The organism is Caulobacter sp. CCUG 60055 (assembly GCF_022750545.1).
GTDB lineage: Bacteria > Pseudomonadota > Alphaproteobacteria > Caulobacterales > Caulobacteraceae > PUIC01.
The window spans coordinates 182,780-194,717 of the sequence record NZ_PUIC01000001.1; the positions used below are offsets into that span (position 1 = coordinate 182,780).

The 11,938-nt window shown below is 70.5% G+C and carries 13 protein-coding genes; 5 read left to right on the top strand and 8 right to left on the bottom strand.

Annotated elements, in window-relative coordinates:
- Window positions 1-34 precede the first annotated feature (34 nt).
- Together C5708_RS00790 and C5708_RS00795 are read right to left on the bottom strand one after the other, a co-directional pair.
- The gene (locus tag C5708_RS00790; protein ID WP_242916794.1) at window positions 35-1,363 is read right to left on the bottom strand and encodes an amidohydrolase family protein; all 1,329 of its coding nucleotides are present in this window, start codon (window positions 1,361-1,363) and stop codon (window positions 35-37) included.
- The gene (locus C5708_RS00795) at window positions 1,360-2,832 is read right to left on the bottom strand and encodes an amidohydrolase (protein WP_242916796.1); all 1,473 of its coding nucleotides are present in this window, start codon (window positions 2,830-2,832) and stop codon (window positions 1,360-1,362) included. Before C5708_RS00795 ends, C5708_RS00790 begins: the two co-directional genes overlap by 4 nt.
- 60 nt (window positions 2,833-2,892) lie before the next feature.
- Between C5708_RS00795 and C5708_RS00800 the strand changes: the two genes are divergently transcribed.
- Window positions 2,893-3,273, top strand: coding sequence for a hypothetical protein (locus C5708_RS00800; protein ID WP_242916798.1), 381 nt, complete (start codon window positions 2,893-2,895; stop codon window positions 3,271-3,273).
- A gap of 82 nt (window positions 3,274-3,355) precedes the next feature.
- On the opposite strand, the gene glnA is transcribed toward C5708_RS00800, so the two are convergent.
- Both glnA and C5708_RS00810 read right to left on the bottom strand, forming a co-directional pair.
- Window positions 3,356-4,762 carry a type I glutamate--ammonia ligase gene (gene glnA, locus C5708_RS00805; RefSeq protein WP_242916800.1) on the bottom strand — a complete coding sequence of 469 codons (1,407 nt, stop codon included), beginning with the start codon at window positions 4,760-4,762 and terminating at the stop codon, window positions 3,356-3,358.
- A gap of 29 nt (window positions 4,763-4,791) precedes the next feature.
- Window positions 4,792-5,130, bottom strand: a complete 339-nt coding sequence (locus C5708_RS00810) for a P-II family nitrogen regulator (protein ID WP_242916802.1) — start codon at window positions 5,128-5,130, stop codon at window positions 4,792-4,794.
- 247 nt (window positions 5,131-5,377) lie between these two features.
- Between C5708_RS00810 and C5708_RS00815 the strand changes: the two genes are divergently transcribed.
- The 4 genes from C5708_RS00815 (at window position 5,378) to C5708_RS00830 (ending at window position 9,268) form a co-directional block, all read left to right on the top strand.
- The gene (locus C5708_RS00815) at window positions 5,378-6,922 is read left to right on the top strand and encodes an acetyl-CoA acetyltransferase (protein WP_242916804.1); all 1,545 of its coding nucleotides are present in this window, start codon (window positions 5,378-5,380) and stop codon (window positions 6,920-6,922) included.
- Between the two features lie 3 nt (window positions 6,923-6,925).
- Window positions 6,926-7,498 (top strand): histidine phosphatase family protein, encoded by a 573-nt coding sequence (locus tag C5708_RS00820; RefSeq protein ID WP_242916806.1) that lies wholly within the window; start codon window positions 6,926-6,928, stop codon window positions 7,496-7,498.
- Between the two features lie 29 nt (window positions 7,499-7,527).
- Complete coding sequence (locus C5708_RS00825) at window positions 7,528-8,997, top strand: NAD(P)H-hydrate dehydratase (protein ID WP_242916808.1); 1,470 nt, start codon at window positions 7,528-7,530, stop codon at window positions 8,995-8,997.
- A gap of 91 nt (window positions 8,998-9,088) precedes the next feature.
- Window positions 9,089-9,268, top strand: coding sequence for a CsbD family protein (locus C5708_RS00830; RefSeq protein ID WP_242916810.1), 180 nt, complete (start codon window positions 9,089-9,091; stop codon window positions 9,266-9,268).
- 64 nt (window positions 9,269-9,332) lie between these two features.
- Here C5708_RS00830 and C5708_RS00835 read toward each other — a convergent pair whose 3' ends face one another.
- The 4 genes from C5708_RS00835 to C5708_RS00850 form a co-directional block, all read right to left on the bottom strand.
- Complete coding sequence (locus tag C5708_RS00835; RefSeq protein ID WP_242916812.1) at window positions 9,333-9,962, bottom strand: class I SAM-dependent methyltransferase; 630 nt, start codon at window positions 9,960-9,962, stop codon at window positions 9,333-9,335.
- A 91-nt stretch (window positions 9,963-10,053) separates the two neighbouring features.
- The gene (locus tag C5708_RS00840; protein WP_242916814.1) at window positions 10,054-10,638 is read right to left on the bottom strand and encodes a hypothetical protein; all 585 of its coding nucleotides are present in this window, start codon (window positions 10,636-10,638) and stop codon (window positions 10,054-10,056) included.
- A 340-nt stretch (window positions 10,639-10,978) separates the two neighbouring features.
- Window positions 10,979-11,245: a hypothetical protein gene (locus C5708_RS00845; RefSeq protein WP_242916816.1), complete on the bottom strand. Its 267-nt coding sequence runs from the start codon at window positions 11,243-11,245 to the stop codon at window positions 10,979-10,981.
- A gap of 115 nt (window positions 11,246-11,360) precedes the next feature.
- A complete protein-coding gene (locus C5708_RS00850; RefSeq protein ID WP_242916818.1) occupies window positions 11,361-11,879 on the bottom strand; it encodes a spore coat U domain-containing protein in 519 nt (172 codons plus the stop codon).
- Window positions 11,880-11,938: the final 59 nt, after the last annotated feature.

Consider the following 11,938-nt stretch of genomic DNA (forward strand, 5'->3'; position numbering starts at 1 on the left):
AAGACGCTCCAATCTCACAGCCGGCGGGTCCTGGCTAGTTGTAGGCCGGCGGGTAGGCCCCGCCGCGGACCTTATAGCGGTCGCGCAGTTCGAGCCCGCGCGAGGTCATCGGCTGCTCCTGCCCGGCCACGAACACCGCCGTCGGCCAGCTGGTGGTCTCCAGCGGGTCGCCGCTCCAGATCACCAGGTCGGCGTCCTTGCCCGGTTCGAGCGAGCCGGCCTTGTCGGCGAAGCCCCAGATCCTGGCGGGATTGATGGTCAGCCCGGCCAGGGCCGCGCCGTAGGGCAGGCCGTTGGCCACCGCCGTGCCGGCGTTCAGCCGCGCCTGGCGCAGATTGGTGAAGTCGCGGCTGCCCAGGATGGCGATGGTCGCGCCGGCGGCCTGCAGGCGCGCGGCGTTGTCCAGGCGCGAGGCCAGGGTCTCGAAGGCGTCCGGCAGGTCGGCCTCGGCGTCGATCAGCACCGGCGCGCCGGCCTTGGCCAATTCGCCGGCGACCAGCCAGCCTTCCTCGGCGCCTTCAAGGATGACCTTGACCTTCTCGTCGGCGGCCAGCTTCAGCACCTGGCGGATGTCCGAGGCCCGGTGCACCCGCACCAGCAGCGGGGTCTTGCCCTCGACGACGGGGATCAGAGCCTCGAGGTCGGCGCGGGTCAGGCCGAACGGCCGATGGGCGCCGCGCTCGTAGCCGGCGCGGTTCCTGGCGAAGGCGCGGACGTCGTCGAGGATGGACTTGAGCAGCACGATCGCCGCGCCCCGCGACCCGGCCGCCGAGGCGCCGGATTCGCCGAGGTCTATGGCCATGCCGATCCGGGCCTTGAACACCGGGTTCGGATCGCCCGCCGCCAGCCGCACCGCCGCCGCCTGCCCGGCGAACAGGCCGGGATCGCCGGCTCCGTCATCGCCGCCGCCCTCGTCGGCGTGGCCGCCGCCGCGGCCGGGGATGGGCGTCAGCACCGCGCGGGTGACGCCGCCCTGGCGGGCGAGGGGAGGCATGGCCGAGCCCGGATTGACGCCGTACTGCACGTCGAAGCCGGCGCTGAGCTGCGCGCCGGGCCGGTCGTCGCGGGTCTCCTTGACCGCCTCGACCTCGCTGAGCATCAGGTTGGTCGACGGGGCGATGAAGCCCGGCGTGACGATCTGGCCCTTGGCGTCGACGACGCGCGCGCCGGCCGGGACCGCCGCGCCGGCGCCGACGGCGACGATCTTGCCGTCGCGCATGACCACCGCGCCCGAGGCGATGTCGCCGGCCGGACCCATGCTCAGGATGTGGGCGTTGACGACGGCGACCGTCTCGGCCGAGGCCGGCGCCGACAGGGTGAGTACGGCCGACGCGGCGGCGGCGAACAGAAACGAGCGGCTCATCGCGCGATCCCCGGATTGAAGGCGCCGGCGCCCGGCTGGCCAAGCTCGAAATCGGACTTGGGCTGGAAGCGCGGGTCGCGGCGGTCGTAGGTCAAGGCGCCGTCGATGAACACCTTCTCGGCGACGGCGTAGACGCTGAACGGGTCGGCGCTCCACAGCACCACGTCGGCGGCCTTGCCGGGCTCCAGCGAGCCGGTCTTGTCGCCGACGCCTATGGCCTTGGCCGGGTTGGCGGTGATCCAGGCGATGGCCTCGGCGCGGGTAATGTTCAGGCCGATGCGGTTGCCGGCCGTCATGGCGATGGCGGCTTCCTGGTTCAGGTGCTGGGTGATGATCGGATCGTCCGAGTGGATGATCACGCAGGCGCCGGCCCGGTGGGTGATGGCGGCGTTGGCCTCGATGCCGTCGTAGGATTCCATCTTGAAGCCCGCCCAGTCGGCCCAGGTGGCGATGCAGATGTTCTCCTTGGCCAGCAGCTCGGCGACCTTGTAGCCCTCGGAAGCGTGGTGGAAGGCGGCGATGTGGAAGCCGAACTCGTGGCTGATGTCGATCATCGTCGCCATCTCGTCGGCGCGATAGCAGTGGTTCTGGATCAGGATCTCGCCCTTGAGCACGCCGGCCAGGGTGTCCAGCGTCAGGTCGCGCTTGGGCGCGTCGGCCTTCTCGCCCTTGCCGGCCTTGGCGCGGTAGTCGTCCCACTTGCGGGCGTAGTCCGCCGCCTCGATCCAGGCCTTGCGATAGCCGAACACGTTGCCCATCGCCGTCGATGGTGACCGGCCCTTGGAGCCGTAGACCCGCTTGGGGTTCTCGCCGCAGGCCATTTTCAGGCTGTAGGGCGCGCCGGGGAACTTCATGCCCTGGGTGGTGATCGACGGCACGTTCTTGAGCACCACCGAGCGGCCGCCGAACAGGTTGCCCGAGCCGGGCAGGATCTCCAGCGTGGTGACGCCGCCGGCGCGGGCGCGGTTGAAGCCCGGATCGTGCGGCCAGACGGAATTCTCGGCCCAGACGCCGGCCGTGTTGGGGTCGGTGAGCTCGTTGCCGTCCATGCGCGAGCTGACGCCGGGCGAGGGATAGACGCCGAGGTGGCTGTGGGCGTCGATGACGCCCGGCGTCACCCATTTGCCCTTGCCGTCGATCACGGCGATGTCGGCGGGGATCGGCGTCGACGGGCCGCCGACGCTGGTGATCTTGCCCTCGGACATGAACAGCACGCCGTTGTCGATCTGCTGGCCCGTGGCCGTCAGGATGGTGGCCCCGACGATGGCCGTGGCGCGCGACGGCAACGGCTTGTAGGTCGACGGAAAGGCCGTCGAGGCCGCGGGGTCCAGCCCCTTGGGCAGCGGCTTGGCCTCGGCCTTGTCGGCCGGCTTGGCGGCGCCCGTCTGTTGCGTTCCCGTGGTGGCGCAGCCCGCGAGCAGCGCCGCCAGCACCCCGGCGGCCGCAGCCGCCCCCCATCGTCTATGCATGACCCATCCCGACTCCCGAAGCAGCGACCTCAAACGAAAAGCCGCCCGCGATCAAGCCCGTTGCGCTACAAGCCCGGCGAGCCGCCGCCGCGGGTTCGGCCGCAGGGCGAGAAGGGGAAGTTCATGATCGTGCGGCCGTTGTCGAGCGCGGGCTTCGCCGTGCTTGTGCTGGTCCTGGCGGCGGCGGGCGCGGAGGCGGCCCAGCCGGCCGCTCCGCCGCTCCCCAAGGACGTGAAGGCCTTCGTCGACCGCCGGGCCGGATGCGATCACTGGGCCGGCGAGGAGCCCTACGACGCCGACCGCCGCCAGGAGATCGCCCGGGCGACGCGACGGCTGCGATGCGACCGGCTGGAGCGGGACGAGCGCCGGCTGCTCAAGCGTCACGCCGGCTCGCCCCGCGCCGTCGAGGCCGTCCGCGAGGCGCGCGACGGCTCGCTTTGACGGCCGGCCTCGTCGAGGCGGAATCGAGAAGGGCCGCGGATCTCTCCGCGGCCCTTCGATCTTTCGGACGGGATCGGACCGATCAGCCCGAATAGTACATGGCGAACTCGACCGGGTGCGGATGCAGTTGCAGCCGGACGACTTCCTCCATCTTCAGCTCGATGTAGGCGTCGATGAAGTCGTCGTCCATGACGCCGCCCTTCTTGAGGAAGGCGCGGTCCTTGTCGAGGTTGTCGAGGGCTTCCTTGAGCGAGCCGCAGACTTCCGGAACCTTCTTCTGCTCGCGCGGCGGCAGGTCGTAGAGGTTCTTGTCCAGGGCCTGACCCGGATCGATCTTGTTCTCGATGCCGTCGAGGCCGGCCATCAGCAGGGCCACGAAGGTCAGGTAGGGGTTGCCGAGCGGATCGGGGAAGCGGACCTCGATGCGCTTGGCCTTGGGGCTCGACACGTGCGGGATGCGGATCGAGGCCGAGCGGTTGCGCGACGAATAGGCCAGCTTCACCGGGGCTTCGTAGCCGGGCACCAGGCGCTTGTAGGAGTTGGTGGTCGGGTTGGCGAAGGCGTTGATCGCCTTGGCGTGCTTGATCACGCCGCCGATGTACCACAGGCACAGGTCCGACAGGCCGGCGTACTTGTCGCCGGCGAACAGCGGCTTGCCGTCGCGCCAGATCGACTGGTGGCAGTGCATGCCCGAGCCGTTGTCGCCGAAATAGGGCTTGGGCATGAAGGTCGCGGTCTTGCCGTAGGCGGCGGCGACGTTGTGGACCACGTACTTATAGAGCTGCATGCGGTCGGCCATGGTCAGCAGGTCGCTGAACTTCAGGCCGAGTTCGTGCTGGGCCGGGGCGACTTCGTGGTGGTGCTTTTCCGGCTCCAGGCCCAGTTCGCCCATCACCGCCAGCATTTCGCCGCGCAGGTCCTGGCCGCTGTCGACCGGGTTGACCGGGAAGTAGCCGCCCTTGGGGCCGGGGCGGTGGCCCATGTTGCCTTCGGGATATTCCTTGGCCGAGTTGACCGGCAGTTCGGTCGAATCGAACGAATAGCCGGTGTTGTTCGCCGTGGTGTTCCAGCGCACGTCGTCGAACACGAAGAACTCGGCTTCCGGACCGAAATAGACGGTGTCGCCGACGCCCGCCGACTTGACGTAGTTGAGCGCCTTCTTGGCGATCGAGCGCGGGTCGCGGTTATAGGGCTCGTCGGTGTCGGGGTTCAGCACGTCGCAGAACAGGAACAGCGTCGTCTGCTGGTAGAAGGGGTCGATATAGGCGGTCTTGAGGTCCGGACGCAGCTTCATGTCCGACTCGTTGATCGCCTTCCAGCCGGCGATGGACGAGCCGTCGAACATGGTGCCGTCGGTCAGGAATTCTTCGTCCACCAAGGCGATGTCGAAGGTGACGTGCTGCATCGCGCCGCGAATGTCGGTGAAGCGGACGTCGACGTACTTGACGTCCTTTTCCTTGATTTCCGCAAGGATTTCAGCGGGTGTCATGCTCGTTATCCCCTTGAGCTTCAGACTGGTCAGATAGCGGCGGCGCCGTTTTCGCCGGTTCGGATGCGCAGGACGTCGATGATCTCCGAGACGAAGATCTTGCCGTCGCCGATTCGGCCGGTGCGGGCGGCGGCGGTGATCGCCTCCAGCGCGGCCTCGAGCTGGTCGTCGGCCACGACCACCTCGATTTTGATCTTGGGCAGGAAGTCCACCACGTATTCGGCGCCGCGATAGAGCTCGGTGTGGCCCTTCTGGCGGCCGTAGCCCTTGGCCTCCAGGACGGTCATGCCCTGCACGCCCATCTCTTGAAGAGCTTCCTTCACTTCGTCGAGCTTGAACGGTTTGATGACGGCTTCGATCTTTTTCATGGCGGGAGCTTAGGCGTGTGGCGGGGCGACGAACAGGCCCCCCGCTTCTTCGCCGGAGGGAGCATGCCGGGCGGCGGCGGCGCAAGCGCCGTCGTCGGCGCGCCGACGGCCCGGCCGCCGCGTCTGGGTCGGGCGCCTAGGAATTAGGCATGAGCGCCCACGAAACGGGCGCCCGCCGTTTGGGCTTGGATGCCGCCGGGTCAAGCCCGTTACCGGTGTCGGAAAAGCCAGGGCGAGGGACCGACGGATGCGTGACGATACTCCGGTGCTGATCGGCGCGGGCCAATTCACCTATCGCGGATCGGCGGAAGACTCCCCGACGCCCCTGGCCATGATGAGAATCGCGGCGGAACGGGCCGCCGCCGACGCCGGCCTGCCGGCCGGGGCGCTGGCCGGTCTCGACGCCCTGGCGGTGGTCGGCTTCGCGGTGGATTCGCCCGGCGGTCTGGAACGGCTTCCCGTCCCGCGCCTGAAGAACCCGCCCCGCAGCCTGGCCAGGGCCCTGGGGGCGCAGCCGGACTACGCCGTCTATTCGCACGTCGGCGGCAACACGCCGCAGATGCTGGTCAACGTCCTGTGCGAGCGCGTCGCCCGGGGCGAGAGCGAGCTGGCCCTGGCCGTGGGCGCCGAGTTCATGGGCGCGCTGATGAAGCGGCTGCGGAGCGGTCGCGGCTTCGAAGGCTTTGGCGACGACGAGACCGAGGCGCCCGAGCGGATCGGCGATCCGCGTCCCGGCGTCTCGGCGCAAGAGGCGGCCCACGGCCTCAGCTATCCGGTCAACACCTACCCGCTATTCGAGAACGCCCTGCGCGCCCGCGACGGCCGCAGCCTGGACGACCATCAGCGCCGGCTGGGCGAGCTGTTCGCGCCGTTCACCCGAACGGCGGCCAGGAACCCGCAGGCCTGGTTCCCGACCGAGCGGACGGCCGAGGAGTTGGTCACGGTCACCGACCGGAACCGCATGGTCAGCTATCCCTATCCGAAATATCTCAACGCGATCATGGAGGTCGACCAGTCGGCCGGCGTGCTGGTCGCCAGCGTCCGCAAGGCGCGCGAGCTGGGCGTGCCGGAGGATCGCTGGGTCTATCTGCACGGCTGCGCCGACGCCGCCGACCTGTGGAACCCGCTGGACCGGCAGGACTTCCATTCCAGCCCGGCCATCCGCCTGACCGGCGAGCGGGCGTTCGAGATGGCCGGGATCGGGCTGGCCGACATCGACTTCATCGACCTCTATTCCTGTTTTCCGGTGGCGGTGGAGATCGCCTGCGAGGAGCTGGGGATCGCCATGGACGATCCGCGCGGCCTGACGGTCACGGGCGGGCTTCCTTACGCCGGCGGGCCGGGCAACAACTACGCCATGCATTCGATCGCCGCGATGATGGACCTGTTGCGCGCCAGGCCCGGCGCCTACGGCCTGGTGACCGCCAACGGCTGGTACCTGACCAAGCAGTCGGTGGGCGTCTATTCGACCCGGCCGGTCGAGGGCGCCTGGGCGCGTCAGGACCCCGCCGTCATCCAGCGTCGCATCGACGCCCTGCCGCATCCGGCCGTCGTCGACCGGCCCCAGGGGGCGGCGACCATCGAGACCTACACCGTCGCCCACTCGCGCGACGGCTATCGCGCCGGCATCGTCGTCGGCCGCGACGCCCAGGGCCGGCGCTTCGTCGCCAACACCCCGGCCGACGAGGCCACCCTGCGCGACCTCGAATCGCGCGAAGGCGTCGGCCGCTCCGGCCAGGTCGGCCCGTCGGAGGACGGGAGCCTGAACATCTTCGTTCCCGACAGGGGTTGAGCCATGGCTCGCATCTATCTCATCCGCCACGGCCGCCCGGCCTCGACCTGGGGCGACGCCGCCGACGCCGATCCGGGCCTGGACGAGGCCGGCCGGACCCAGGCCGAGGCGGCGTCGGCGGCGCTGATGGCGCTTCCGGCCGAGGATCGGCCGCGCCTGGTGGTCAGCTCGCCCCTGCGCCGCTGCCGCGAGACCGCGGCGCCGTTCGCGCGGGCGCTCGGCCTTGAGGCCCGCATCGAGCCCCTCGTCGGCGAGATCCCGACTCCGGCGGCGCTCACCCCGGCCGAGCGGGGGCCTTGGCTGCGCACGGCCTTCGCCGGCCGGTGGGCCGACATCGAGGGAGACCTCGACTACGAAGCTTGGCGCGCGGCGGCGACGCGGGCGGTGGCCGCCCTGCCGGCGGCGGCGATCTTCAGCCATTTCGTCGCCATCAACGCGGTGGTCTCGTCCGTCGAGGGCGACGCCAGGGTCTTGGCGTTTCAGCCGGATCATGCCTCGATCACGGTTCTGGAGGCCGACGGCGAGCGCCTGCGCCTGATCTCTCGTGGCCGGGAGGCCGAGACCAAGGTGCTCTGAAGCGGCCTTCGCGGGACGAGGTTGCGCGGATGGCGTCCGGTTTCGACATTCTGACAGTCGCCGAAATGGCGGCCGCCGACCATGCGGCCGTGGTCGGCGGAACGCCTGGCGTCACCTTGATGCGCCGGGCGGGGGAGGGCGTGGCCGAGGCGGTCGCCGCCCGCTGGACGCCGCGTCCGACGACGGTGCTCTGCGGTCCCGGCGCCAACGGCGGCGACGGCTTCGTGGCGGCCGAGCGGCTGGCCGCCGCCGGCTGGCCGGTGACGATCGCCATGCTGGGCGAGCGCGAGGCGCTCAAGGGCGACGCGGCGCTGGTGGCCGCCGACTGGATCGGTCCGGTCGGGAACGATCTCGTCGAGGCGGTCGGCGGCGCCGAACTGGTGATCGACGCCCTGTTCGGCGCCGGGTTGTCCCGGCCGCCGCCGCCGTCGGCGGTCGCCGCCCTGCGAGCGGCCGAGGCGTCTGGAACCCCCATCGTCGCGATCGATCTGCCTTCGGGCCTGGCCGGCGACCTGGGCCGCCCGCTGGGCTACGCCCCGGCGGCGGCGCTGACCGTGACCTTCCATCGCAAGAAGCTCGCCCACGTGCTTGAACCCGGGTGCGGCCTGTGCGGCGAGACGACGGTGGTCGACATCGGCCTTGGCCCGACGCCCGGCCGGCTGGCCGAGAACGTCCCCGAGGCCTGGCTTTCCAGGCTCCCCTGGCCGTCCCGCCTGGCTCACAAGCATTCGCGCGGCCGGCTGGTCGTGGTTTCCGGCGGCGCCTGGAACACCGGCGCGGCGCGGCTGGCCGCCCGGGCGGGCCTGCGGGTCGGGGCGGGCCTGGCCACCGTGCTGTCGCCGCCGGAGGCCCTGGCGGCCAACGCGGCCCACCTTGAGGCGGTGATGCTGAAGCCGTTCGACACCGAGGCCGAACTGGAGGCCGCGGCCGCCTCGGCCGATGCGGCGGTGATCGGGCCCGCGGCCGGGGTTGACGAGCGGACGGTGTCCAACCTGTTCGCCCTGGCCCGGACAGGGGCGGCGATGATCGTCGACGCCGACGCCCTGACCGCCTTCCGCGACGAGCCGCAGCGGCTGTTCTCGGCGCTCGACCGCGACGACGTGCTGACCCCCCACGCCGGCGAGTTCGAGCGCGTGTTCCCCGGCCTGCTGGCCGCCGGCCCCGAACGGGTGGCGGCGACGCGCGCGGCCGCCCGCCGGGCCGGCGCGGTGGTGTTGCTGAAGGGGCCCGACACCGTGATCGCCGCGCCGGACGGCCGCGCCGCGGTCAATGTCAACGGCTCGCCCTGGCTGGCCACCGCCGGGTCGGGCGACGTCCTGGCCGGCTTCATCGGCGGCCTGATCGCGCAGGGCATGGAAAGCTTCGAGGCGGCCTGCGCCGCCGCCTGGATTCACGCCGAGGCGGGCGCCAGCTTCGGACCCGGCCTGATCAGCGAGGACCTGCCGGGTCTCGCCCCGGCCGTGCTGCGGCGGCTTTTCGAGGCGGCGCGGCCGGTCTGAACGGAAAGAGGAGGCGATGGAACCTCCGGCGACGATCGTGGGTTATCGGCCCGGGCGTCACCAAGTTTCAATCGCGAACGAGGATGTTCTGATGAGCAAGGAAGGTTTCGAAGGCGCGGCCCAGAAGGGCGTCGGGTCGATCAAGGAAGCCATCGGCAAGGCGACGGGCGACCGCAAGCTCCAGGCCGAGGGCGTCGCCGACAAGATCGCCGGGTCGGCCAAGGAAGCCGTCGGCAAGGCCAAGGACGCCATCCACAAGGCGACCAAGTAGGCCTTCGGTCCGATTTGTGAACAGCGGCCGCCGGTTCGCCGGCGGCCGCTTGGTCTTTGCGGGCTCAGCGGAGGCGGCAGGTCCACACCTGCCAGGCGCCGCCCCAGGCGGCGCTGACCACCGCCTCGTCGACGATCTCGGTCCGGGCCTTGAGCGTGCGCCAGATGCGCAGGGGCGTGAGGCCCAGCCACTGGGTGACGCCGAAGACGCCGCCGGGGGCCAGGTTGCCGGCGTAGTGTTCGAGCAGGGCGATCGGATCGCCCAGGTACTCGACGCATTCCGGGAAGACGATGGCGTCGAACTGCTCGTCGACGGCGTAGCGCTTGCCGTCGCCCACCTCGAAGTCGACCACGCCGGGGCGCAGATTGTCGGCCAGGCGACGGCGGGCCATGTCGACGCCCTGGGCCGAGAAGTCGACGCCCAGGTAGCGGGCGGGGCGAAAGGGGCGGATGGAATCGTAGAACGCGCCTTCGCCGCAGCCGATCTCCAGGACGCGCGGCTGATCGGCGTGTTCGGCGACCAATCCGGCCAGCAGCCGGTGATGATGCCGCTGGTCCGAAAGCAGCAGCCGCCGGTAGGTGCCCGCCTGGTACTCGCTGTTCCAGTGCTCGGCCGGCGACACCGTCGGCCCCTTGTGGCGGTCGCGGATAAAGGTTTCGCCGACCCAGGGACGGTCGAGCGCAGCGAGTTCCAAAAACCGCCGCCAACGCAGATACGCCATTTCCTCTCCAGTGTGTCCGGATGTCCGTCCTTGTCCGGTCGGCGCATATAGCAAAACCGGCGTTTCAGCGACCCCCGGCCGACGCCGGGCAGGCCGGATTGAAGACGAACAGCGAGGCCGGTTCGAAGCGGGCGGTGGCGACCTCCTCGCCGTGGGCCTCGTTCGGACGCAGGGGCGGCCGCAGGGTTCCGTCCCGGCGGAACGCCGTGGCCAGGCCGCCGCCGTCGGTCATGGTCAAGGTCCCGTCGCCCCAGACCCCGGTCAGGTCGAACTTCGGCCGGCGATCCGTCCCATAGGCCTTGAGGCCGTTACGGTTGAACAGGTGAAGGCGGACGGGCTGGCCGACGGTGTCGAGGGGCAGGGAGCGGGGCATGCCGCCGCTGAGGGTCAGGTTGAACCGCTCGCCGCGCGGCGTGCACAGGAAGGCGTCGCCGCGCAGGCCGCTGGCGGCGTGCGGGGCCGGGCTGGGGGCCGGGGTCATGCGGATATAGAGGCGATAGTCGCCGCCGGCCGCCGCCGAATGCAGGACGGCCCAGCCCCGCCAGCCGGGGACGGGGTGAAAACGGCCGCCGAGGAAAAAGCCCCACGGCGCGAAGATCGCCGCGATCAGCGACGAGGCTGCAAGGCCCAGCACGACCAGTCCGAGCAACGATCCCAAACAGCCCGCGCGGCCGCCGCGCTTGCGCCCCATCGCCAGTCATGCCCCAGCCTCCGTCCCCGGAACATCCAGATTGCCTCAAGTCTTGGCGTCGTCCAGGCCCTCGTGCGCCCACGGAAGGTCGGCTGTTGGGTCCGTCGGGATTTTGTTGTTAGGGTGACGGCGCCTAGGAACGAACAGGTGGTCTAATGCGATATGTGATGACCAGTACGGATCGGGCGTTGCTTCTCGAGATCAAGAAGTCCGGGGCCGTGCCCGTCGAGCGGAGCGCGGCCGCCTATGACTGCGCCCTGCGGCTGGAGCGGCAGGGATTGCTGCGCTCCATCCGTTCTCAAGCTTCCCAGCGACCGATCTTCGTGTTGTCCGGAGCCGGACTGACCGCGACGAACGGCGACTTCCGCTGAGGCGAGGGCGCCGTGTCCGGGCCTTCGGCGGTCCGGCCGGCGATCGCGCGATCGACCTCGATCAACGCGTCCTGCAGCCGGCCCAGCGCCGACAGGGCGGCGGGCGAACCGCTATAGGCCCGGCGCACGACCAGCAGGTGGTCGGGCAGGGCGCGGGTGGCCGAAATTACGGCGTCGAGGGATCGGGTGAGCATGGTCGCGCCTCAAGAATGTTCTTGAATTGTTCTCATCCTTCCGGCCCGGACGAGTCAAGCGCGGGGGCCGGGCATGCCGGGCCGATGCAACCGCCGGGCCGCCTGCGGCGGCGTCCTAGTAGGTGATGGTCACCGTCACGGTGTCGGTGTAGCTCCCCGCCGCGACGTACTGGTTCGCCCTGACGCGGCCGTAGACGGTGTAGGCCTGCAAGGCCCCGTTCCCGGTTCCGCCGACCGTGGCGGTCGACAAGGTGCCGTCGCCCCAAACCGTGCTGCGCGCCGCCGTGGTGTAGAGCCCGTAGGACAGCAGGTTGGAGCCGGACGTCATCGACCGCGCCGCCACCGTCGCCCCGGTGGAGACGCCGGGGTCGAGCGACATGACGTAGCTCTGGTTGTTGCTGCAGGTGACGTTGATCGTGCTCGTCGCGTCGGTCGGCGTGGCGTTGGTCGCCGAATAGCTGCCGAAGGCGAGATTGGTCGCCTGGATGTTGCAGACGGCCAGCACCGTGGCCGTCACCTGAAAGCTGGTGGTCGCCGTGGCCGCGGCGGCAGACGACAGGGGCGCGACCGAGAGGGCGGCGACTGCGGCCAGAAGCCGCGCCGGGGACAAGCGGAAGAAGCGCGTGACCGCCATCGCCTTCCTGATCCTGGGCCCTCCGTCAGCCGCCGGCGCGGCGGCGACTCGGGCGCCGC

Excerpts from the sequence above, each read along its gene's own strand:
- C5708_RS00810 (WP_242916802.1), bottom strand. The coding sequence starts at position 5,130 with ATGAAAAAGATCGAAGCCGTCATCAAACCGTTCAAGCTCGACGAAGTG.
- C5708_RS00850 (WP_242916818.1), bottom strand. The coding sequence starts at position 11,879 with ATGGCGGTCACGCGCTTCTTCCGCTTGTCCCCGGCGCGGCTTCTGGCC.
- C5708_RS00825 (WP_242916808.1), top strand. The coding sequence starts at position 7,528 with ATGGCGTCCGGTTTCGACATTCTGACAGTCGCCGAAATGGCGGCCGCC.
- C5708_RS00820 (WP_242916806.1), top strand. The coding sequence starts at position 6,926 with ATGGCTCGCATCTATCTCATCCGCCACGGCCGCCCGGCCTCGACCTGG.
- C5708_RS00815 (WP_242916804.1), top strand. The coding sequence starts at position 5,378 with ATGCGTGACGATACTCCGGTGCTGATCGGCGCGGGCCAATTCACCTAT.
- glnA (WP_242916800.1), bottom strand. The coding sequence starts at position 4,762 with ATGACACCCGCTGAAATCCTTGCGGAAATCAAGGAAAAGGACGTCAAG.
- C5708_RS00845 (WP_242916816.1), bottom strand. The coding sequence starts at position 11,245 with ATGCTCACCCGATCCCTCGACGCCGTAATTTCGGCCACCCGCGCCCTG.
- C5708_RS00795 (WP_242916796.1), bottom strand. The coding sequence starts at position 2,832 with ATGCATAGACGATGGGGGGCGGCTGCGGCCGCCGGGGTGCTGGCGGCG.
- C5708_RS00830 (WP_242916810.1), top strand. The coding sequence starts at position 9,089 with ATGAGCAAGGAAGGTTTCGAAGGCGCGGCCCAGAAGGGCGTCGGGTCG.
- C5708_RS00790 (WP_242916794.1), bottom strand. The coding sequence starts at position 1,363 with ATGAGCCGCTCGTTTCTGTTCGCCGCCGCCGCGTCGGCCGTACTCACC.